The 20787-nt window shown below is 40.1% G+C and carries 22 protein-coding genes; 10 read left to right on the top strand and 12 right to left on the bottom strand.

Annotated features, from left to right (window positions below; translation table 11 throughout):
* Positions 1-27: 27 nt before the first annotated feature.
* Together MMO42_RS03830 and MMO42_RS03825 are read right to left on the bottom strand one after the other, a co-directional pair.
* Entirely contained in the window at positions 28-1029 is a 1002-nt protein-coding gene (locus tag MMO42_RS03830; RefSeq protein ID WP_241319378.1) for an LLM class flavin-dependent oxidoreductase, read from the bottom strand.
* A gap of 136 nt (positions 1030-1165) precedes the next feature.
* On the bottom strand, positions 1166-1678 hold the full coding sequence (locus MMO42_RS03825; protein ID WP_005293046.1) for a glycine zipper 2TM domain-containing protein: 513 nt from the start codon (positions 1676-1678) through the stop codon (positions 1166-1168).
* A 246-nt stretch (positions 1679-1924) separates the two neighbouring features.
* Here MMO42_RS03825 and MMO42_RS03820 point away from each other — a divergent pair, with 246 nt between their 5' ends.
* Positions 1925-2638, top strand: a complete 714-nt coding sequence (locus MMO42_RS03820; RefSeq protein ID WP_241319377.1) for a pseudouridine synthase — start codon at positions 1925-1927, stop codon at positions 2636-2638.
* Here MMO42_RS03820 and MMO42_RS03815 read toward each other — a convergent pair whose 3' ends face one another.
* The 3 genes from MMO42_RS03815 to MMO42_RS03805 all read right to left on the bottom strand — a co-directional run bounded on the left by MMO42_RS03815 (position 2639) and on the right by MMO42_RS03805 (position 4508).
* A complete protein-coding gene (locus tag MMO42_RS03815; protein ID WP_005152043.1) occupies positions 2639-3082 on the bottom strand; it encodes a GNAT family N-acetyltransferase in 444 nt (147 codons plus the stop codon).
* A gap of 99 nt (positions 3083-3181) precedes the next feature.
* Complete coding sequence (locus MMO42_RS03810; protein WP_005152044.1) at positions 3182-3490, bottom strand: type II toxin-antitoxin system RelB/DinJ family antitoxin; 309 nt, start codon at positions 3488-3490, stop codon at positions 3182-3184.
* A 67-nt stretch (positions 3491-3557) separates the two neighbouring features.
* Complete coding sequence (locus MMO42_RS03805) at positions 3558-4508, bottom strand: pseudouridine synthase (RefSeq protein WP_241319376.1); 951 nt, start codon at positions 4506-4508, stop codon at positions 3558-3560.
* A gap of 117 nt (positions 4509-4625) precedes the next feature.
* Between MMO42_RS03805 and tsaE the strand changes: the two genes are divergently transcribed.
* The 5 genes from tsaE (at position 4626) to MMO42_RS03780 (ending at position 9532) form a co-directional block, all read left to right on the top strand.
* The gene (gene tsaE / locus MMO42_RS03800) at positions 4626-5102 is read left to right on the top strand and encodes a tRNA (adenosine(37)-N6)-threonylcarbamoyltransferase complex ATPase subunit type 1 TsaE (protein ID WP_016164161.1); all 477 of its coding nucleotides are present in this window, start codon (positions 4626-4628) and stop codon (positions 5100-5102) included.
* Positions 5092-7032, top strand: coding sequence for a DNA mismatch repair endonuclease MutL (gene mutL / locus MMO42_RS03795; protein WP_241319375.1), 1941 nt, complete (start codon positions 5092-5094; stop codon positions 7030-7032). Before tsaE ends, mutL begins: the two co-directional genes overlap by 11 nt.
* A 6-nt stretch (positions 7033-7038) precedes the next feature.
* The gene (gene miaA / locus MMO42_RS03790; protein WP_241319374.1) at positions 7039-7983 is read left to right on the top strand and encodes a tRNA (adenosine(37)-N6)-dimethylallyltransferase MiaA; all 945 of its coding nucleotides are present in this window, start codon (positions 7039-7041) and stop codon (positions 7981-7983) included.
* Positions 7984-8074: 91 nt separating this feature from the next.
* A complete protein-coding gene (gene hfq, locus MMO42_RS03785) occupies positions 8075-8593 on the top strand; it encodes an RNA chaperone Hfq (protein WP_005211687.1) in 519 nt (172 codons plus the stop codon).
* Positions 8594-8674: 81 nt separating this feature from the next.
* On the top strand, positions 8675-9532 hold the full coding sequence (locus MMO42_RS03780) for an EamA family transporter (protein ID WP_241319373.1): 858 nt from the start codon (positions 8675-8677) through the stop codon (positions 9530-9532).
* A 41-nt stretch (positions 9533-9573) separates the two neighbouring features.
* Here MMO42_RS03780 and MMO42_RS03775 read toward each other — a convergent pair whose 3' ends face one another.
* The 3 genes from MMO42_RS03775 to MMO42_RS03765 all read right to left on the bottom strand — a co-directional run bounded on the left by MMO42_RS03775 (position 9574) and on the right by MMO42_RS03765 (position 11757).
* Positions 9574-10227, bottom strand: a complete 654-nt coding sequence (locus MMO42_RS03775) for an oxygen-insensitive NAD(P)H-dependent nitroreductase NfsB (RefSeq protein WP_005293069.1) — start codon at positions 10225-10227, stop codon at positions 9574-9576.
* 215 nt (positions 10228-10442) lie between these two features.
* Positions 10443-11159: a UDP-2,3-diacylglucosamine diphosphatase gene (locus MMO42_RS03770; protein ID WP_241319372.1), complete on the bottom strand. Its 717-nt coding sequence runs from the start codon at positions 11157-11159 to the stop codon at positions 10443-10445.
* An 88-nt stretch (positions 11160-11247) separates the two neighbouring features.
* Entirely contained in the window at positions 11248-11757 is a 510-nt protein-coding gene (locus tag MMO42_RS03765; RefSeq protein WP_004661403.1) for a peptidylprolyl isomerase, read from the bottom strand.
* Positions 11758-11924: 167 nt separating this feature from the next.
* On the opposite strand from MMO42_RS03765, the gene MMO42_RS03760 reads away from it, so the two are divergent.
* Complete coding sequence (locus MMO42_RS03760; protein ID WP_241319371.1) at positions 11925-13652, top strand: glutamine--tRNA ligase/YqeY domain fusion protein; 1728 nt, start codon at positions 11925-11927, stop codon at positions 13650-13652.
* A 99-nt stretch (positions 13653-13751) separates the two neighbouring features.
* On the opposite strand, the gene MMO42_RS03755 is transcribed toward MMO42_RS03760, so the two are convergent.
* Both MMO42_RS03755 and MMO42_RS03750 read right to left on the bottom strand, forming a co-directional pair.
* Positions 13752-14468, bottom strand: a complete 717-nt coding sequence (locus tag MMO42_RS03755) for a glutamine amidotransferase (RefSeq protein WP_241319586.1) — start codon at positions 14466-14468, stop codon at positions 13752-13754.
* Positions 14469-14498: 30 nt separating this feature from the next.
* Positions 14499-15464 carry an alpha/beta hydrolase gene (locus tag MMO42_RS03750; protein ID WP_241319370.1) on the bottom strand — a complete coding sequence of 322 codons (966 nt, stop codon included), beginning with the start codon at positions 15462-15464 and terminating at the stop codon, positions 14499-14501.
* 195 nt (positions 15465-15659) lie between these two features.
* Here MMO42_RS03750 and MMO42_RS03745 point away from each other — a divergent pair, with 195 nt between their 5' ends.
* From MMO42_RS03745 to MMO42_RS03735, 3 genes are all read left to right on the top strand, one after another.
* Positions 15660-17372, top strand: coding sequence for an AAA family ATPase (locus tag MMO42_RS03745; RefSeq protein ID WP_241319369.1), 1713 nt, complete (start codon positions 15660-15662; stop codon positions 17370-17372).
* Between the two features lie 11 nt (positions 17373-17383).
* The gene (locus MMO42_RS03740; protein WP_241319368.1) at positions 17384-17746 is read left to right on the top strand and encodes a 5-carboxymethyl-2-hydroxymuconate Delta-isomerase; all 363 of its coding nucleotides are present in this window, start codon (positions 17384-17386) and stop codon (positions 17744-17746) included.
* An 86-nt stretch (positions 17747-17832) separates the two neighbouring features.
* Positions 17833-18684, top strand: coding sequence for an AraC family transcriptional regulator (locus tag MMO42_RS03735; RefSeq protein WP_241319367.1), 852 nt, complete (start codon positions 17833-17835; stop codon positions 18682-18684).
* Positions 18685-18710: 26 nt separating this feature from the next.
* Here MMO42_RS03735 and thiM read toward each other — a convergent pair whose 3' ends face one another.
* Both thiM and MMO42_RS03725 read right to left on the bottom strand, forming a co-directional pair.
* Positions 18711-19526: a hydroxyethylthiazole kinase gene (gene thiM, locus MMO42_RS03730; RefSeq protein ID WP_241319366.1), complete on the bottom strand. Its 816-nt coding sequence runs from the start codon at positions 19524-19526 to the stop codon at positions 18711-18713.
* Between the two features lie 39 nt (positions 19527-19565).
* Entirely contained in the window at positions 19566-20726 is a 1161-nt protein-coding gene (locus tag MMO42_RS03725) for a hypothetical protein (protein ID WP_005293092.1), read from the bottom strand.
* Positions 20727-20787: the final 61 nt, after the last annotated feature.

The raw sequence follows: 20787 nt of genomic DNA, 5'->3' as shown, positions 1-20787 counted from the left end.
TAAACCTTGTAGACCCCAGCAATGACCTTAGTTGCCTTTTATGTCCATCAATAAACTAAAATTTTCCAAGCGTTTTTGCGTGTCATAAATATCGCAAGTGAAGATAAATTCATCGACATGATATTGTGCAGCGATTTTATTTAAGCCCGCTTGAACGGTTGCTTGGGAACCAATTTGCGCCATGGCATAAAAATTCTGAATCGCCATTTGTTCAGCGCTATTGGCAAGACCTTCAGTAGAGTCAATCGGTGGTTTTAGCTTCAAGCTATGGCCACGGATCAGATTCAAAATACGCTGATATGAACTGGTTGCCAAATACTGGGCTTCTTCATCGCTTGCAGCAACGACTGTTGGGACACCCATCGAGACATAAGGCTTATCCAGATATTCAGAAGCTTGGAAATTATCACGATAAATGTCGATTGCCTGACCTAACATTCTTGGGGCAAAATGAGAGGCAAAAGAATAAGGCAGTCCAAGTTTTGCGGCCAATTGGGCACTGAATAAACTTGAGCCGAGTAACCAAACTGGAACATGTGTATTTTGACCAGGTGTCGCAATAATTCTCTGATTAGGTTGTGGTGCTTTGAAATATTGTAAAATTTCCATCACATCTTGAGGAAATTGGTCCTCCGTTTCCTGACGGCCACGACGCAGTGCACGCATCGTCATTTGATCTGTTCCGGGTGCGCGGCCCAAACCGAGTTCAAAACGATTTGGGTAGAGTGTGGCGAGTGTTCCAAACTGTTCTGCAACCACTAATGGCGCATGGTTGGGCAGCATGATACCGCCAGAACCCAAACGGATATGCTGCGTATTTGCGGCAATAAATCCTAATAAAACTGCCGTAGCCGAACTGGCAATCCCGTCCATATTATGATGTTCAGCCAACCAAAAACGCTCATAACCTAATTTTTCCGCATGTTGCGCAAGTTCTAATGCATGACGGAGAGAAAATTCAATACTCTTGCCATCTCGGACGGGAGCGAGTTCTAGGATAGAGAACTTTATATCTTGTAGTGATTTCATTGTGGTGTCTCAAAACTATATATCGAAATAATACGATATAAGTTGGACTTTGTATATCGTTTTAGATCGATATATTGTTGTTTTGATCAAACAAAAAAAAGCACCCGAAGGTGCTAAAGGGATAAACCTGACTGAATTAACGATTTTTGTACCAACCACGGTGACGGCCATTGTCATGACGATAGCTTTCACGAGAATTGTAATAACGACGGTCATTATAAGAACGACGGTTATCGTAACGGCGGTCATAGCGACGATCATCATAACGTCTATCGGCATCGCGATCCTGACCGACTTTCTGACCTAAAGCGGCACCACCAGCTGCACCGAGTGCTGCACCGATATAGCCACCATTGCTTCCGCCCATATTACGGCCAACGGTATAACCACCCACACCACCTAAACCACCACCAATGGCAGCTTCAGTACGGTCACGTCGATTGCTAGATGCAGCGGCACCACCAGCACCACCGATTGCAGAGCCAATCATTGCACCTGTGTCACCACCCAGTTGTTTACCTAAGGCAGTACCCACCACACTTCCTAAAGCAGAGGTTGCTGCTACGCGAGTTGTATTGTCTGCATGTGCAACGGTCATCATTGAAGACGCCGCTAAGATCACGCTACATAACCACATATTCGATTTCATGCTGAAACTCCTTATCCATTCTTTTGGACAGTATTCTTTTTGCTTGAGACAAATGTAACAAGACTTTTGAGCGAAAATATGGAGTGCAATATCTAGATTGAGAGTGTTTGACGAGGGTTTTGTTGGTGTTCTATAACAAATGAAGAAATTGTGAATAAATTATAAAAATAAAGAATGAATAGGCAATGAGCAACAGCCTGCGGTGTAATCGAGTACAATGAGCGCAGTTTCAATTAGGACTTATTTATGCTGCTGGAAAAAATTTTGCAATCACAAGGCTTTGGTTCACGTAAGTATTGTCAGCAGTTAATTAAGAATGGTTCTGTTCAGATTGAAAATCAGGTCTGTGGTAACCCAAAACAGAATATCAATACAGATCAACTGCTCTTTCAGGTCTTTGGTGAAGAATACCAATTTCGAGAGCATGTCTATATTGTTTTGAATAAACCGCAAGGTTATGAATGTTCACATCAGGCCACATATCACAAAAGCGTGTTCAGTCTTTTTCCTGAAATTTTGCTACATCGTGGAATTCAATGTGTAGGGCGTCTAGATCAAGATACCACCGGTCTATTATTGCTGACCGATGATGGACAATATCTACAGGCATTAACACATCCACGTAAACACGTACCCAAAGTTTATCATGTGACTACTACAGATCCAGTTACGGCTGAACAGCGACAGGATTTAGAGCAAGGTGTTGAACTGCGTAATGAGAAAGGCATCTATGCTGCTACGGATGTGCAATTATTCTCAGAACATCAAATTGCAATGACCATTCACCAAGGTGTTTACCATCAAGTGAAACGGATGCTAGCTGCTGTTGGAAATAAAGTTGAAGTCCTGCATCGTCATCAAGTGGGTTTGCTCGAACTTCCTGATTTGGCGGAGGGAGAATGGGCGTACTTAAGCCCTGCGCAAAAACAGTTAACTCAAAACATCGCTTTAGATGAATGATTACTTTAAAAAACAATGAAAGGTTTTGAACTCACTGTCTTGAATAAAGCCCATTTGCTCGTATAGACGGTGAGATTGGTAATTGTTTTTTTGGGTTTCCAAGCTGATACGCTGCGCATTTTCATGACGTGCAAATAAAATTGCAGTATCGATCAGCTGCTTTGCCGCACCTTGTTTTCGATAAGAGGGAGTGACATAGACATCATCGAGAATATAGTAGGTTTCACAAGCCACAGAAGAAAAGGCAAGATAGAGTAAAACAAAGCCCGTAAATACATCGTCTTTAACATGAATAAAAATGACGCTGTCTTTATTGTCGAAGCGATGTTTTAAAAACTGATACGATTGTTCAATATTTGAGGATGCACCGTAGAACTGACGGTATTCGTCAAACAAGACAGCAAGTTGATGAAGATCTTCCTTTGTTGCTCGCTTAACAATCATTCCTGTCCATCCTTATGCTTATTCATTTTATTAGGACTGTCAGGATAGCGAAAAAAATTCAGCTTAAAAAATAAAAACTTGTTTATAAATGCAACATTGTTAAGTTTTGTCACTTTCGCCAAGAAGTGCATTCAACTCTTCAAACAGGTCTTCATGATCATCTTCAATTTCGACAGAAGATGGATTTTCAGTACTGGCCGCTGCTTTTGATTTGCGCAGTTTCAGTAACTGTTCCATGTTGATGTTCTGATTCTCAATTGCGAACGGAATCGACTTGGTGAGTACCACTTGTTTAAAGAAAAGACGAACGGCTTGAGCAGGGGAGATACCCAACTGTTTAAACACTGCAAAAGCTTGCTTCTTTTCCTGTGAATCGAGGCGAACCTGATAAACTTCTGTTTTTCGCATGAAGAATAAGACCAAATATTTTTAGTTATCGTCATGTATTTTAAACCATTGCAATGTAATTTCAATATTATTGAAGTGAAAAAATAGAATTTTTGTCATTACGTTGTGTTGGCAATGCAAGTTCAAAGTTAGAACTAAAGTGCATTTCCTTATGAGAAATTGGATCAATAAAGCAAATTTCTTTGGCAAGTAGCTGTAAGGGCTGACTAAAATCATCTTCTGCTTTATGTTCAATGTGTGGATAAAAAGAGTCGTTAAGTATTGGAATATTCAGATAATTTAGATGCACACGTAACTGATGTTGTTTTCCAGTTTTAGGGATTAATTTGTACTTGGCATGCTGCTGATCATGCATTAATAATTCAATTCGTGTTTCGGTATTATTGGGTTTTTCGGGATTAATTTGCATGGTGTAAAAAGGCTGACCTTTTTCTAAATGCAGCTGCAAAATGTGTGGAAAATCCAGTTCAGATCGATATTCTGCAACCGCATGATAGATTTTTTGCACTTTTCTTTCGGCAAAAAGCTGTTGATATGCACCTCTTGAGGCCGCTTTTTTACAGAATAAAACCACACCTGCCGTTTCCCGATCAAGACGGTGGATCGGTGTTAAATCCGAATAGCCCGTTTGTTTTTTTAATCTAACCAAAAGCGTTTCCTGAACATATTGTCCAGTCGGTGTCATGGTCAGAAAATGTGGCTTATCAACTACAAGTAAATCGTCATTTTCAAATAGGATCTGATGTTGAAATGGCACATGTACTTCATGAGCGAGAAAACGATAATAAAAAATATGAGTATTGGGTGTATATCGACTTTCTAATGTCAGCTTGCTGCCATCTGCAGCATAAATCAGTCCATCTGCAAAGCGTTGCCGCCATTCACTGCTTTGAATATGTGGAAAATGTTGGCAAAGGTATTCAAAAATTGTAGGTGCAGAGACATCGTGAGGCAAAAAGACTTTACTGGCACTGACGCCATTGATGAGCGGAGGCGTAAATTCAATGATTGATGACATACAGCGATATCGACTCGGTATAAACGATGTAAAAAAAGCCAGTTTAAAGGGAGTTTATTAGGCTTTAAAGCAGGGCAATGTTATCATAGCTGCCATTCCAATTTTGTTTTATTTGCCATGTCGTATTCAGTGAAATTTACTTTAAATCATGAACAAGACACTCAGCGTTTTGCACATATCCTTTCTGAGCAGGTGCGCTCTGGCATTATTTATTTAATTGGCGATTTAGGCGCTGGCAAGACCACTTTTACCCGTTATTTCCTACAAAATCTAGGACATCAAGGTTCGGTAAAAAGTCCAACCTATACCTTGGTTGAACCCTATTCAATTCAAGGTAAAGAAATTTTTCACTTCGATTTATATCGTTTGGATGATCCGTATGAATTGGAGCTGATGGGGATTCGTGATTATTTAGAAACACCGGATGCTTTATTTTTGTTTGAATGGCCATCGAAAGGTGGGGATGAAATTCCAAAACCTGATGTGGTGATTGATATTCAAAAATCGGATGATGAATTGACACGGTTTGTCACGCTAAGCACTGAATCCGAATCTTTATCTCAAACTTTGCAGGAACAATTGAATGGCGCATGATTCAACTCGTCGTATTCATACCCTTGATGCTGCCTTAGCCAACCAGATTGCTGCGGGTGAGGTGATTGAGCGTCCATCATCAGTGGTTAAAGAATTATTAGAAAACTCAATTGATGCAGGCGCAACAGAACTGATTATTCGAGTGGCGCAGGGTGGTTCAACCCTGATTGAAATCATTGACAATGGTAATGGTATTCATGCAGAAGATTTACCATTGGCGGTAATGCGCCATGCCACCAGCAAAATTCAAACTGCTGATGATTTACATGCGATTGTCAGTTTGGGATTTCGGGGTGAGGCTTTAGCTTCGATTGCAGCAGTATCACGTTTAACCCTCACCAGTAGTCAGGATGAGCAGGGGGTTGGCTATCAGGTTGAAGTGAATGGTACGGCGTTTGACCATCAACAAATTCAGGCAGTCGCTGCGCAAAAAGGCACACATATTCGGGTACAGGATTTATTTTTTAATGTGCCTGCACGTCGTAAATTCTTAAAAAAACCAACAACTGAATTTAATCATATTGAAGAAATTGTTCGCCGTTTGGCATTAACGCATTTCGATATTCGTTTCGTACTTGAACATAACGATAACATTCGTTTAAACCTGCCTGTTGCCGATAGTGGTGAATTGCGTTATCAGCGTGTGCAACAATTGTTGGGTCAGCAATTTATCCAAAATGCTTACTGGATCGATTCAGATAGTATCAATATGCGTTTGTCTGGGTGGTTGGGACATCCTTCTGATGCACGAGCTCAAGCCGATTTGCAATATGTGTATGTGAATGGCCGTATTGTAAAAGATAAAACCATTTCACATGCGTTGCGTATGGCTTATGACGGGATTTTGCATGGACATCAACATTCATCGTATTTGCTATTTTTAGAAGTCGACCCTGAAAATATCGATGTGAATGTGCATCCAACCAAGCATGAAATTCGCTTTTTGAATCAACGTGAAGTGCATGAGTTTGTACGTCACTACGCCAAAGCAACGTTATCGCAATTTCAGACCGCGAGTGCAGATTTAGCGCAAGCGATGAAAACGGATGAGGCGGACAATAATTTTAATTATCAACCGCAGCCGAAATATCAAGAGCAATTCAATTTACATCGTGCGGCGGTAGAAGCTGAACCTCAATCAAACCTATCTGCTGAAGTATCGACAGATTTGTTGACAGAGTTTAATCAAAGTCGACCACAAGCTGTGCAATACAATTCAGCGCAAGCACAACAGCCTCGATATAATGGCTCGGCACAGCTGAATAATGCGTTAAAAAGTTATTTAGCGCCTTTGCGTGAAGAAGCAGAGGATGGAAATGATCAAGGTCCATCACGAGTAGATGAGTTTCCACTCGGTATTGCGATTGCGCAGCTGCATGGTATTTATATTTTGGCGCAAAATACCGAAGGTCTGATTATTGTAGATATGCATGCAGCGCATGAACGTATCTTGCTTCAACAAATGAAATCGGCTTGGGATAAACCTGAATTTTGGACATCTCAACAGTTATTGATTCCAAAAATTGTATCCATCACGCGTATGCAGGCGACACGGATCGAAGATTTACAATCACAATTACAACGTCTCGGCTTAGAAGTCGATCAATATGGCGATGATCAAGTGATTGTGCGAGGCGTGCCTGCGATTTTGCATAAAGCTGATTTTAGCAACCTTATTCCAGAGTTGCTGAATGATCTCGATCCCAACGATGAGGCCAGAGGTTTATTACAAAAACGTGATGAATTGCTCGCAGGGATGGCTTGTCACGGTGCTGTGCGTGCGCATCGCCAATTAAGTCTTTCTGAGATGAATGCTTTATTACGTCAAATGGAACAAACCGAATTTGCCAGCCAATGTAATCATGGTCGTCCAACTTGGCGCGCATTTCCATTGCATCAATTAGATAAATTATTTGCTCGAGGAGAGTAGTTTTACATGTCAAATCAATTGCCCGTCATCAATTTAATGGGGCCTACCGCTAGCGGTAAAACAGCATTGGCATGTGAACTTTATGAACGCGGAAATTTCGAACTGATTTCAGTCGATTCAGCTTTAGTTTATAAAGATATGGATATCGGCACAGCGAAACCAACCAAAGCAGAGCAGCAGCAATATCCACATCATTTGATTGATATTATTACCCCTTTAGAGGTGTATTCGGCAGCACAATTTGTCGAAGATGTTTGCCCATTGATTGACGATATGCATGCTCGTGGTAAAACCCCAATCCTAGTGGGTGGTACCATGTTGTATTTTAAAGCCTTGCTTGAAGGGCTGGCAGGTAATTTACCCAATGCTGATCAAACAATACGTGATGCCATTATTCAAAAAGCTGAACAGGAAGGATGGCAATCCGTCTATGAAGAGTTGGTTGCGGTTGATCCTGTTGCTGGGGAAAAGTTTAAGGTATCCGATAAGCAGCGCATAATTCGTGCACTTGAAGTGTTTCGAATCACGGGCGAGCCGATAACAAAATTACAAGCCGAACAACCTAAAAATCAACCATATCGTTACATATTTCATAACTACGCATTGATGCCAGATCGTTTAGAATTACATCAACGCATTGAGCAAAGATTGAGCAAAATGTGGAATATTGGTTTTTTGAATGAAGTAGAGGAATTGATTAAAAAATACGATTTAAATGATGATTTACCGTCTATGCGGTCTGTGGGTTATCGTCAAGCTTTGGATTTTTTACTAAAAAGTGACTTAAGTCTCAAAAATAAAGTAGAAATGGAGAATAAAGCCCTTTTTGCGACTAGGCAATTAGCTAAACGTCAATACACATGGTTACGTTCTTTGCAAGAAATACACGATTTTAAAACTTACGTGACGATAATGCAGGCGAAAGAAGACTTGCGAAACTTCTTTGGATAAAGCAAAATTCGCAGGCTGTCTTTTTATAATTTTTAGTTTAAAAATAAAGATAGTTTTTTTGCGCTGATTTAAAAATTTTTTGGAGTTAAAAATGTCTAAAGGTCAAACTTTACAAGATCCGTTCTTAAATTCTCTCCGTAAAGAACGTATTCCAGTTTCTATTTTCCTTGTAAACGGTATCAAATTGCAGGGCCATATTGAGTCTTTTGACCAATATGTTGTTTTGTTAAAAAACACTGTAAGCCAAATGGTTTACAAACACGCGATTTCTACAGTTGTTCCTGCGCGTAACCCACGTCCTGCTGGTGCTCAAGGTACTGCTGGTGGCTTCCCTGCACAAGGCGCTACTGGTGGCTTCGGTGGTCAAGGTGCTGCTGGTGGCTTCGGTGGTCAAGGTGGCGGCTTTGGCGGTCAAGGCGGCTTCGGTGGTCAAGGTGGCGGCTTCGGCGGTCAAGGTGGCTTCGGTGGTCAAGGTGGCGGCTTCGGTGGTCAAGGTGGCTTCGGTGGTCAAGGTGGCGGCTTCGGTGGTCAAGGTGGCTTTGGTCATCAAGGTGGCTTCGATGGCGAAACTAAATTTGAAGATGGTCAAGAAGACGAAAATAATCGTTAATTAATTGATGATCTTTAAGAAAATGCCAGTCTCACGCTAGACTGGCATTTTTTTGTCTATTACAAAGCTAGAATAAATACTATGGAAATGATTGTTGCTGCGGCATGTTGTAGTGTACTGGTCTCGATTTTGCTGAAATATTTAAAGGCAAAGGGTTTTGATGTTTTTCAAATGATCGCGTGGAATTATTTGAGCGCCAGTCTTTTATGCTTTTATTGGTTTAAAACCGATATTACCCATATCTCATTCAATCATACCCCTTGGTGGTTAATTCTCATTTTAGCGGTGTTATTACCTAGCATATTTTTATGCTTGGCAAAGTCTTTGCAATTTGCAGGAATTTTGAAAACAGAAATTGCTCAGCGCCTTGCAGTCATCCTGTCTTTATTGGCTGCTTATTTTATTTTTGGGGAGCAATTTAGCCAATTAAAACTAATTGGTGTTGTGCTGGGTATCATTGCGATTCTAGCTATTATTGTGGGACAAGCGACGGAACAAGCCAGTAAAGGCCTAAATTTAAAGTCAGCTTTGTTTTTGTTTAGTGTATGGGCAGGTTATGCTGCAGTAGATATCTTACTTAAATATAGTAGTAGCTTAGGTTTACAGTTTGCGGTCACACTGAATTTAACTTTTATTGCAGCTTTTATTCTGTCCATCGCTTATATCGCAATTACTCAACCGAATTGGCAACCTAAAAATATTTTTACAGGTTTATTTCTGGGCGTACTGAATTTTGCCAATATTGCCTTATATGTCAAAGCTCATATGATTTTCAAAGAAACGCCTGCCATTGTATTTGCAGGGATGAATATTCTAGTGGTGGTATTAGGTGTACTCAGTGGCGTTGTGCTATTCAAAGAGCGATTAAAAGCATATACATGGATTGGATTGATTTGTGGTGTGGTTGCGGTGCTGTGTTTGGCCAAAGCGATGATGTAGAAGAGAGTAGAGCTTGTTCTACTCTCTTGAGATTGATGTGATTATAAGCGAGTAAAAACCACTTCATCTGGGAGTCGTGATTTGGGTAGTTTGGCATTGAAATCACTGTCACTACGATAGCCGAGTGAAACAATAACAGATGCTTTTAGGCCTTTTTCAGTCAGTCCAAACTCTTCATTAATCAGTGTTCTGTCAAAGCCTTCCATTGGTGTGGCATCAATTCCCTCTAAACCTGCTGCAAAAAGTAATTGTCCGAGTGCAAGGTAGGTTTGATTCTCCATCCATGCAGGAAGGTTTTTAAGTTCATTGCGATAGAATTCGACATAACCAGAACGGGTGTCACGCTGACCTTGTTTTGCAGCTGCATCTTTAAAGCGACCGCTGGCATCATCTTGCTGTAGCAATTGTTCTAAGTATTCTGCTGAGATATCAGTACGCGTACAAAAGACCAAGGTATGTGAAGAGTTTAGAACTTTAGCTGCGTTATAGATGTAATTGCCTGTCAATGCTGATGCGATACGTTGTTTGGCTTCATCTGTTTCAGCAATTAAAAAATGCCAAGGTTGAATATTTACCGAAGAAGGGCTGAAACGTAAAATTTCGAGTAGTTTTTCAAATTGTGCTTGAGGAATTTTTTTCTCTGCATCATAAGCTTTTGTGGCATAACGTGTTTTTGCTGTGGCTAAAGTATCCATCCGTCATTAACTCGATTTAAAAATTTAATTTATTCTACTTGATCTAAATTTCACTGAAAGTAGCTAAATGTGATTTCTATATAGATTTAAGTCGTATGTGAGTGAGTTAGAGCGTCTAAAGCTCTGATAACGTGTAAGGAGTTAAAGCTGATAAATGTTTTATAAAAATTACTGGATGAAAAGAAGGTAAGGAATGAGTAGAACTGCAAAAATGATTAATAAAACCACTGTTTAAAATCTAATTGATAATCTTCTTGCTCATTCAGTTCTAAAATCCAAGCTGAATCTTCTCGCCAATCACCTAAAACAATACGTTGTTTATTCAATACTTGATGAATTTCAGGGCGATGGGTATGACCATGAATTAAATAATCGACTTGAGTAATGACATTTTCGACTGCTTTTGCATTTACATCCATGATGTCATAATTTTTCAGTTGTTTGGTTTCACTACTCTTTTTACGGAAGCCATTGGCGAGCTTTTGTCTAACGTTGAGCGGTAGGCTTTTTAGAAAACCCAGTAATAGCGGGTTTCGAATCACTTTGCGAAAACGTTGATAGGCAACATCATCGGTGCAGAGCGCGTCGCCATGTTCCAGTCGGAAGGTATGCTGTTGAATATTCAGGCTATAGACATCGGGTAATAAAATACCATTGAATTGATTCAGGAATTTTTGACCCAAAGCGAAATCTCGGTTCCCAACTTGGAAATAAACTTGGTTGTTTGCAGCAGTAAATGTTTGTAATGCACTGACAATTTCATCTAACCAAGGCGCGGTGTAATCGTCACCAATCCAAGCATTAAACCAATCACCTAAAATATAGAGTTGAGTGTTTTTATCTTGGTATTGTTTCAATAAAGCCAAAAACCCTCGAACGAGTCGAGGGTGATCAGGTGACAAGTGTAAATCTGAGATAAACAGGTAGGTCACACTTTTATCCTATTTTATAATCCCTCCCAACCTCCCTTTACAAAGGGAGGAGTTCCCCTCTTTTTTAAAGAGGGGTTAGGGGAGATTCTTATTCAGAGATAATTTTAGCAGATTCGATGACAACGTTCTCTAATGGAACATCTGCATGGTAACCACGGTTACCCGTACGTACGCCTTTGATCGCTTCTACAATATCAAGGCCTTCAACAACTTTACCAAATACTGCATAACCCCAACCTTGAGCTGTTTTACCAGTGTGGTTCAAGAAAGAGTTGTTTTTAACGTTGATAAAGAATTGAGCAGATGCAGAGTGTGGAGCTTGAGTACGCGCCATTGCAATTGTGCCTTCATCGTTGCTTAAGCCGTTATCAGCTTCGTTTTCGATTGAATCACGTGTTGCTTTTTCTTTGAAGTTTTCGTCCATGCCACCGCCTTGGATCATAAAACCATCAATCACACGGTGAAAAATTACGCCGTCATAGAAACCGTCACGTACATATTCTAAGAAATTTGCAACCGTTTTTGGTGCTTTTTCAGCGTTAAGCTCAAGAACAATACGACCTTTGTTGGTGTTTAATTCGACTTGAGGAAAACTCATTACATTAATCTCCTAAACATGGGCAAATTGACCATGGGTTTTTGGTTGAGAGAAGCATAAGCAAACTGTAAACTACAAGGCAAGTAAAAAACGTTAAAATCTTTCAGAAAAAGCAAAGATTGCGTTTTTATTTCCCATTTTTAACTGTAAGAAGTGATTTACACCCTATGAAGCCAAATGATGTTGTTTCTGAACTGCCAAAGACCCCGACGCCGAATACCCATGCCTCTGTCGATGCCGCGCAGCAAGAACAACAGGCAGGCTTAGACTTTGTTCGTCAAGTAATTACCGAAGATCTGAAAGAAGGTCGTACTCAAAAAGTAGTCACCCGATTCCCGCCTGAGCCGAATGGTTATCTACATATTGGTCACGTAAAAGCAATTTGTTTGAACTTTGGTATTGCCGAAGAGTTTGAAGGTTTGTGTAATTTACGTTTTGACGATACAAACCCAGATGCTGAAGAACAAGAATATGTTGATGGTATTGCCAACGATGTGAAATGGTTAGGCTTTAACTGGAATGGTGAGCCTCGCTACGCTTCTGGTTATTTCGATCAGCTTTATGCATGGGCTGTTCAGTTGATTGAACAAGGTGATGCTTATGTTGATTTGCAAACCCCAGAAGAAATTAAGCTGAACCGTGGTAATTTCGTTGAACCTGGTAAAAATTCACCGTACCGTGATGCAACCGTTGCCGAGAACTTGGCACGTTTTGAGCAAATGCGTAATGGTGAAATTCAGGAAGGCGGTGCTGTACTCCGTGCCAAAATTGATATGGCCAGCCCGAACGTGCATATGCGTGATCCGATTCTTTATCGTGTATTGCATTCAGAGCATCACCAAACGGGCGATAAATGGAAAATGTATCCAATGTATGACTATGCTCATCCATTGTCGGATGCAATCGAAGGCATTACCCATTCACTCTGTACTTTAGAATTTCAAGATCACCGTCCATTCTATGACTGGATTGTAGAGAAAGTTCACTCACAAGCTGTACCACGTCAGTACGAGTCTTCACGTTTAAATATCGATTACACCATTACCTCTAAACGTAAGTTACGTAAATTGGTAGAAGGTCATCATGTACAGGGTTGGGATGATCCACGTATGCCAACTGTAGTGGGTATGCGTCGCCGTGGTTTTACCGCAGAAGGCTTGCGTGATTTCTGTAAGCGTGTCGGTGTGTCGAAAACGGATGGTATTGTTGATGTGGCAATGCTTGAGTTCTGTATTCGCCAGTCTTTGGAAAATACAGCGGCACGTGGTATGGCAGTACTGAATCCATTGAAAGTGACCTTAACCAATTTACCTGAAGAATTAGACTTAACACATGCACGTCATCCAAATGTGGATATGGGCGAACGCATTATTCCTTTAACACGTGAACTTTATATTGATCGTAAAGACTTTGAAGAAGTGCCGCCTAAAGGCTTTAAGCGTTTAATCCCAGAGGGTGAGGTTCGTTTACGTCATGCCTATGTGATCAAGTGTGATGAAGTAATCAAAGATGCAAATGGTGAAGTGATTGAGCTTAAATGTTCAATTGATCCTGAAACTTTAGGTAAAAATCCTGAAGGGCGTAAAGTAAAAGGCGTTGTGCATTGGGTATCGGCAAGCAAAGGTGTAGCTGCGGAAGTTCGTATTTACGATCGTTTATTTAGCGAAGCTGCGCCAGATGCAGATGATGATTTCCTTGCACACCTGAATCCTGAATCATTAAAAGTCGTTCAAGCGGTGATTGAACCTGCTTTGGCTCAAGCAAAACCTGAAGATCGTTTCCAGTTTGAACGTGAAGGGTATTTTGTTGCGGATCAACATGATCATCAAACGGATAAGCCCGTGTTTAACCGTATTCTTGATCTGAAAGACAGCTTCAAAGCAGACAAGAAATAAGTTTGAAGTTATTTCTTCTGAGTGGAAGATTGAATTAAGACTAAAAAAGCCCAATTTTTAAATTGGGCTTTTTTATTGTGACTCTAAAAGAATGAAGTATTAAATATTCAGATTGTCTAAGAACGTTTGAATTACCAGTCGACACTGCTGCTCTAATTGTGCCGCATAAGCTTGATTATCTTGACGCAATTGAGGAATGGATAAGCCCGCATGGCGTATTTCACAGGTATGGCCAATGAGCCATTTTTCAAAACTTTCTTCAGCAATTTCAAGATGGAACTGCAAGGCCAAGATATTATTTCTCACAGAAAAAGCTTGGTTTGGATAGATCGCTGAACTTGCCAATAGCGTGCTATTTTCAGGTAAATCGAAGGTATCGCCATGCCAGTGCAGGACTTCGATATTTTCTAATGCGGCTAAGGGATTCGTCTCAAGCACTTTAATGTCTAATTTGCTCCAACCAATCTCTTTTTGGTGTCCAGCATAGACTTTCGCACCCAGTGCATGTGCAATGAGCTGTGCACCCAAACAAATGCCAATGGTGGGTTTGTTGGCTTTTAAACGTTGTTTCAAGCCTTCAATTTCATCGATGAGAAACGGGTAGTCTTCAGTTTCATAAACGCCGATTGGGCCACCGAGAATCACCGTCAATCCATCATAGTTGAGTGCAGGGGTTAAATCATCGACACCCGCCTCAAAATAACGGACGCGAAAACCCAACTGATAAAAAATATCTTCTAATGAACCTAAATCTTCAAAAGCAAGATGTTGAATGGCGTAGATTGTTTTAGGCAATGATGCTGCAATGGTATTCATGATATTTAAAGTCACTGATTCATTCGTCAATTAAGGCATTTTTTGTTCAAGCCACGCAAACAGATCTTTGTAAACCTGTGCGCGTACAGGTGCAGCAGACAGCACAAGATCATGCAAGCCATTGTGAATTGCCAGCGTTTGCACATCACCTTTCATTTTCTTGGCATTATGAGTCATGTCTTTCACATCAAGAATGACATCACTCTGTTGAGCAGCTATACCCCATTTTCTAGGGTTGTTTGACTGGTGTGAATGCATAATCAAGGTTGGAACATTTAAGGTTACGCCTCGATGGATTTCTTTTTGCGCCTCATGAATGGCACGAACGAAACACAAATGCACAAAAGGCATGGTTTTAGGTTTCCAATCTAGGTTGAAATCCCATTCACCGTAGAAATCTTTATGTAAGCTTGGAGTATACCATTGATTTAAACCACTTGGAAATTTTCCATTGGGTAAGCGTTTTCCAACTTCACTGAGTAGCGGAATGCCTACTTTTTTCTCAATCATACTCTTATAAAAATCATAAAAGGGACTATTTGCCCATACTGCCTTGATTAAGCGGTGATCTGGATAGTGAGCTGCATACAAAGTGGCAATTAAACCACCCGTTGAATGTCCGGACAGGAGCACTTGATTGTGGTTTTCTTGACCAATAATTTCGAGTGCTTTGCTAATCTCGGCATCGTATTCACGTAAATCAAGCACATAGTAAAATTTTTGATGCGGAAGCCTTGAACGGCCATATTTTCTGAGATCGAGCGCATAAAAATCGTAACCATGTTGATTAAATTGTTCAGCCATTTCCTTTTGAAAAAAATAGTCTGCAAAACCATGGATATATAAAACAGCCTTTTTGGTCGCTTCAGCAGCCTTCTTGCGAACCAAGGTGGCAACAACTTTTCCATCATAATCATCAGCGAAATTCATGGTGAGTTGCTGATAATCTTCACCTAGTATATCTGGTTGATATGTATAGAGATTTGAGGTAGTCATTTTTATATATCAAGTCTGAATTCATTAACAAACACATTAAATGAAAACCCTTGGAAGTCAATGTAAATATGCGATACCAACAGTTCAACAACAATAGGTTATCGAACCATCAAAGGTGATTTGGATGAGCTTTAGATTTTTATTTTTGGCAAAAAATCGGTAAGCTATGTGCTGTTGTTTTTGACTGAAGAAATTATGAAACAAGAGACTGCACTCAAGTTACTCAAAGCTGGGGAAAATGTTTTTTTAACGGGCTCAGCAGGTGCAGGAAAAACCTATACGCTTAATCAGTACATTCATTACCTCAAAGCACGGAAAGTGCCTGTGGCGATCACTGCATCGACAGGAATTGCGGCAACGCATATGAATGGCATGACTATTCATACCTGGGCTGGAATCGGCATTAAAGATCGTTTGACAGATGATGATCTTAAACGGATGAAAGAGCGTAAATATTTAAAAGAGCATTTAGAAAATGCCCAAGTATTGATTATTGATGAAATTTCAATGCTACACGCCAAGCAATTGAATCTTGTCAATCAGGTGCTGAAATACTTCAAAGAGAGTGATGAAGCATTTGGTGGGATCCAAGTTATTGTAGCGGGTGACTTCTTCCAGTTACCACCTGTGGGCAAAAAGGATGAAAGCAATCGTGATAAATTCTGCTTTATGTCAGATGCTTGGGTTGAAGCAAAATTCCGTGTTTGCTATTTAACCGAGCAACATCGTCAGGATGATGAAATTTTAAATCAGATTTTGAATGCCATCCGCGCACAAAATATTCAAAGCAATCATCTCACCGCATTGCAGCAATCTCGTCAGCACGACATTGGTGAAACTTTTACACGGTTATATACCCACAATATGGATGTCGATAATATTAATTATCAGCATCTGAATGAAATTGATAATGAAAGCCATCAGTTTAATGCTGTGGTCGATGGCAATGAAAAGTTGATGGAAACCTTAAAATCTTCAGTGCGTGCACCTGAAGAACTGACCTTGAAAAAAAATGCCAAAGTCATGTTTGTCAAAAATAACTTTGATATGGGCTATATCAATGGCAGCTTGGGTGAAGTAATCGGCTTTGAAGAAGATGATAAGCAGGGCATTCTGCCTAAAGTAAAGTTGACTGACGGAACAACCTTTTTAGTTGAACCTGAAACATGGTCAATTGAAAATGAAGCGGGCAAGGCAATTGCCAGTTTTCAGCAGATTCCTTTACGTTTGGCATGGGCAATCACCATCCATAAAAGTCAGGGCATGACACTGGAAGCCGCAGAGATTAATCTCACCCATACTTTTGAGAAAGGTCAGGGTTATGTAGCTTTGTCACGCTTAAAGTCACTGACAGGACTTAAGCTACTTGGTTTTAATGATCAGGCACTTGAATTGGATAGTCTGGCAATCAAAGCAGATCGCCGTTTTCAGGAGTTATCGACGGAAGCTGAGGTTAATTTTGAAAATATAGATTTAACCACTCAACATAATGCATTTATTCGTCATTGTGGCGGCACATTGAATGCCACTGAAATCGCACGTAATGAAAAAAAAATCGCCAAAGGGGTGAAACAGAATTATGCTGCTGCGACTTTAGATGAGACCCGCGCTTTATTTGAAGATGGTTATGAAATTGAAGATATTGCGCATGAACGTGGTCTAACCCCTGCAACTATTATTAACCATCTCGCGCGTCTGCATAAAGAACAGGGCTTAGATATCTCTGTGGCGAATCCAGGCGATGAAGTGATTGAAGAAGTTCGTAAGATCTATAAACGCTTACATAAACGTAAAAATCCAGAGCACTTTACCGATGATGGTTCAATAAAGCTGCGTCCAATCGTGGAAGCAACCAGTCCGCGAATGGCTTATGATCAAGTTCGTTTAGCTTTATTATTTATTGAATAGGAAAAATAAAAATGCCTCATCTGATTGCAAACTATTCGGCCAATTTAACTGAATTGGATCCGCAAAAACTCTTGCAAGATATCAATGTTGCGCTAATTGAAACTGATTTATTTATTGCCAATGATATTAAATCACGTGCGTTTCAAGATGAGGTGTTTTTAATTGGCTTGAATGACACCCAAGAGGCCTATATTCACTTAAAGCTATATTTATTGAGTGGAAGGACGCAGCAACAAAAACAAACAGTTGGTACAGCCCTGTTAAATCGATTAGAGCGCAAAAGCTATATGCTGTCCGAGGTCGGATATCCAATTCAGTTGTGCGTTGAAGTAATCGATATGCCTAAAGACAACTATTTTAAGGCGACGGTTTAATTTGATTTGAAAATCCGCAATTCTGATCAAGTTTACAGGATATGAATCTGGCAAATTAGCTTTCATCAAATGATTGAGTTAAATGTATGACGCTATATGATCAGAAGTTGCAGCGCGTATGTGAATATATCCAACAGCATTTAGATGATGAGCTTGATTTGGATCGTTTGAGTCAGGTTGCATCCTTATCTAAATTTCACTTCCATCGCATTTTTTTAGCAAATATCGGTGTGAATGTGATGAAGTTTATTCAATTATCCCGTCTGAAACGGGCATCATTCCAACTGGCATTTTCAGCTGATATTAAAATTATTGATATTGCCTTGCAATCTGGTTTTGAGAGCCCTGAAGCATTTAGCCGTGCATTTAAACGTTCATTTGATCAAACCCCCAGTGCTTTTAGAGAACAGCCACATTGGCCGTCTTGGCATGAAAGGTTTGTTTTTTCTTTACCCCCGAGAGAAATCATGATGAACGTTAATATTGTAGAAAGAGCCGAAGAGAAAATTGCATTCATATCACACTGCGGCGCTCCAGAACGTGTATTTGAAACGGCAGCACAATTTATTCAGTGGCGCAAAGAAACGGGATTATCTCCTGTAGCGAAAAGCCGCACCTACGGTATTCCATTTTCTGACCCTGAACAGACTTTAAGTGATGAATTCCGTTTTGATATTGCTGGAACAATCACGGCGGATATCCCTGAAAATACATATGGTGTAAGTACGGGTACACTTCCCAAAGGCAACTATGCCGTGGTTCGACATTTGGGCAGCCACGATAATATTAAAGACAGTGTTTACTATCTATATCGGGACTGGCTGCCACAATCAGCGCGTGAAGTAGGGGATTTTCCCGTCTTTTTTCACTATCACAACTTTGTTCATGATGTAGATGAATGTGATTTGATTACAGACATTTATTTATTATTAAAGTAAGTATAAGGGTCTGCTGTGAAGCAGAGCTATATAATTTTAATGTCCACATACTGCTGGATTAAATTGTCATCGAGCATATGGACATAATCTAAAAATGCCACATTAAAGCTTCCTACGGTTTGTGCATGCTCATAGGCAAGTTTACCTGCGATGGCAAAATGGATATGTGAAGCCAGCGCGGCAATACTGGCTGTGCTCACCGCATGGTAGGCTGCTGTTAAAGCGCCCAATGCACAACCTGTTGCAGTAATTTTAGGTTGTAAGTAACAACCGCCATTAACTTGAATAACCGCATCAAACTGCTTGGAAATGATGTAATCCGACTCACCAGAAATAGCAATGCATTCAGAATGCTGTAACAGGCTTTTTGCTTGCGCATAGACATCATGGCTATTTAAAGTACTATCTACGCCTTTAGATTGGGCTTGGCTACCTGCCAATGTACTTATTTCTGAAGCATTACCGCGAATAATGCTTGGTTTAAATTGTAAAAGTTGTTCGATGGTCTCACTACGCCATTTTAAAACAGGGCCGTATCCCACAGGATCAAGCACCCAAGGCACATGATGCTGATCTGCAGTCTTGGCAGAAATTAACATGGCTTGGGTTTGTTCTGTCGTTGGTGTACCGACATTAATACTTAAAGCTGAACTAATTTTTGTGAAATCTTCTGCTTCAAATGGATTGTCAATCATGGCTGGCGATGCACCCGCTGCAAGCAAAATATTCGCAACATAATTGTTTGCGACACTATTGGTCATGCACTGTACTAATGGGGTTTGTTGTTGTAAGGCACGCCAAGCTTCTATGACTTGATCAATCAGTTGTTGTTTGTGTGACATGACACATCCTTCATAAGTATTGATTTGGGTATGGGTGTTTTAACGTGTGAAATAATGATCTTGATGTTTGCAGCGACGGCAGATCAATGAGACATAATCTTTCGCATCATAATCGACAATTAAATCGTTTGAACCACAATACATACAGCGTTTGACTGAATAAAAATTTAATCTCGGTTCGATTTTTCGCCAAGACTTCCAAACAGGCTGAATAAAAATACTTTCGTCATAACCCAGAAACTTAAACAGCAGCACTTCACTCATTTTGCTAAAAGGAATGGTGTAGGGCCTTGGCAGGGTTGTGGTTTCCCAACGTTCTGCTAACGCGCGCTCACGATACTGTTCCAGTGTTTTTTTCAGCAAGTTGGTATTGATAAATTTATCATTTCTTGGCTGTAAAGCTTTCTGTTTATAGAGATATTCTAGTGCGGTTTGGATCAAATAAAAAATTTGACCCACTGCTAAGCCTTCCATTAAACGATAGCAAAAAGCTTGGAAGCTGCGATTTCCTGCAATTTGAATGCCCCAAGTGCGACAGTAAAACTGCATAAATTGTACGATTTCTTGGTAAAGCACCAAATATAGGGCGTCTTTTACTTCATCTGTGGTTTTAAATGGAATACCTAAACTAAGATTTTCATAGAACCATTGGCGTAGCTGATGCGTGACACTAAACAGGCTAGGGTCCGAATAACCATCGAGGCGCAGATTGAGATAAAAATGTTCAGTTTCCAAATTATCATTTTGTGGCTTAAAAACACCTAATTTTAATAACTCTTGGACCAAATGGTTTTGAAATAAATAGTTTGGAGTAAAGTCATGATATTTTACATTTTTCCAATGAATTAGTTCGTCGTGTTGGACATCTTCACGGGCATAACTATCCAAAAGACTCAGTAAAAATAATTTATGTAAAAAGCTGAGTTGATTCAGACTATAAATCACTTCGTCTTTGATTTTGTATTTGCGCTGTTCTTGTAAAATCGTCTGTTGGGTTTGCTTTTTCCGTTGAGCCGTACATTGCGCACAATGGCAATTCAGTTTGCTGTCACTTTTAAAGACACGGTGTTGGCAATGGCTGCATTCATGGAATTGCAATTCTTGGCTATATTGTTCTGCTTCTACCCAAAACATAGAGGCTTGGCACAGCGGGCAATGGCTACTTTCATCTAACTGTTTCTGTAGAATCTGTAAATCCATTGATGTTAAACCTGCGACCATTAAAAAGAGAATTATACATGCTGTATCAGCAGAGTGATGC

It is taken from the genome of Acinetobacter sp. ANC 3882, from assembly GCF_022549545.1.
In the GTDB taxonomy this organism is placed as follows: Bacteria; Pseudomonadota; Gammaproteobacteria; order Pseudomonadales; family Moraxellaceae; genus Acinetobacter.
This window is presented reverse-complemented; position numbering and strand designations above follow the sequence as displayed.

What these genes read in the sequence shown, in the direction of transcription:
- MMO42_RS03805 (WP_241319376.1), bottom strand. Translation starts at nt 4,508, where the DNA reads ATGTCATCAATCATTGAATTTACGCCTCCGCTCATCAATGGCGTCAGT.
- miaA (WP_241319374.1), top strand. Translation starts at nt 7,039, where the DNA reads ATGTCAAATCAATTGCCCGTCATCAATTTAATGGGGCCTACCGCTAGC.
- MMO42_RS03745 (WP_241319369.1), top strand. Translation starts at nt 15,660, where the DNA reads ATGAAACAAGAGACTGCACTCAAGTTACTCAAAGCTGGGGAAAATGTT.
- MMO42_RS03750 (WP_241319370.1), bottom strand. Translation starts at nt 15,464, where the DNA reads ATGACTACCTCAAATCTCTATACATATCAACCAGATATACTAGGTGAA.
- MMO42_RS03815 (WP_005152043.1), bottom strand. Translation starts at nt 3,082, where the DNA reads ATGATTGTTAAGCGAGCAACAAAGGAAGATCTTCATCAACTTGCTGTC.
- hfq (WP_005211687.1), top strand. Translation starts at nt 8,075, where the DNA reads ATGTCTAAAGGTCAAACTTTACAAGATCCGTTCTTAAATTCTCTCCGT.
- MMO42_RS03780 (WP_241319373.1), top strand. Translation starts at nt 8,675, where the DNA reads ATGGAAATGATTGTTGCTGCGGCATGTTGTAGTGTACTGGTCTCGATT.
- thiM (WP_241319366.1), bottom strand. Translation starts at nt 19,526, where the DNA reads ATGTCACACAAACAACAACTGATTGATCAAGTCATAGAAGCTTGGCGT.
- MMO42_RS03740 (WP_241319368.1), top strand. Translation starts at nt 17,384, where the DNA reads ATGCCTCATCTGATTGCAAACTATTCGGCCAATTTAACTGAATTGGAT.
- MMO42_RS03755 (WP_241319586.1), bottom strand. Translation starts at nt 14,468, where the DNA reads ATGAATACCATTGCAGCATCATTGCCTAAAACAATCTACGCCATTCAA.
- MMO42_RS03830 (WP_241319378.1), bottom strand. Translation starts at nt 1,029, where the DNA reads ATGAAATCACTACAAGATATAAAGTTCTCTATCCTAGAACTCGCTCCC.
- MMO42_RS03825 (WP_005293046.1), bottom strand. Translation starts at nt 1,678, where the DNA reads ATGAAATCGAATATGTGGTTATGTAGCGTGATCTTAGCGGCGTCTTCA.
- MMO42_RS03810 (WP_005152044.1), bottom strand. Translation starts at nt 3,490, where the DNA reads ATGCGAAAAACAGAAGTTTATCAGGTTCGCCTCGATTCACAGGAAAAG.
- MMO42_RS03760 (WP_241319371.1), top strand. Translation starts at nt 11,925, where the DNA reads ATGAAGCCAAATGATGTTGTTTCTGAACTGCCAAAGACCCCGACGCCG.
- MMO42_RS03775 (WP_005293069.1), bottom strand. Translation starts at nt 10,227, where the DNA reads ATGGATACTTTAGCCACAGCAAAAACACGTTATGCCACAAAAGCTTAT.
- MMO42_RS03765 (WP_004661403.1), bottom strand. Translation starts at nt 11,757, where the DNA reads ATGAGTTTTCCTCAAGTCGAATTAAACACCAACAAAGGTCGTATTGTT.
- MMO42_RS03820 (WP_241319377.1), top strand. Translation starts at nt 1,925, where the DNA reads ATGCTGCTGGAAAAAATTTTGCAATCACAAGGCTTTGGTTCACGTAAG.
- MMO42_RS03735 (WP_241319367.1), top strand. Translation starts at nt 17,833, where the DNA reads ATGACGCTATATGATCAGAAGTTGCAGCGCGTATGTGAATATATCCAA.
- MMO42_RS03725 (WP_005293092.1), bottom strand. Translation starts at nt 20,726, where the DNA reads ATGGATTTACAGATTCTACAGAAACAGTTAGATGAAAGTAGCCATTGC.
- tsaE (WP_016164161.1), top strand. Translation starts at nt 4,626, where the DNA reads ATGTCGTATTCAGTGAAATTTACTTTAAATCATGAACAAGACACTCAG.
- mutL (WP_241319375.1), top strand. Translation starts at nt 5,092, where the DNA reads ATGGCGCATGATTCAACTCGTCGTATTCATACCCTTGATGCTGCCTTA.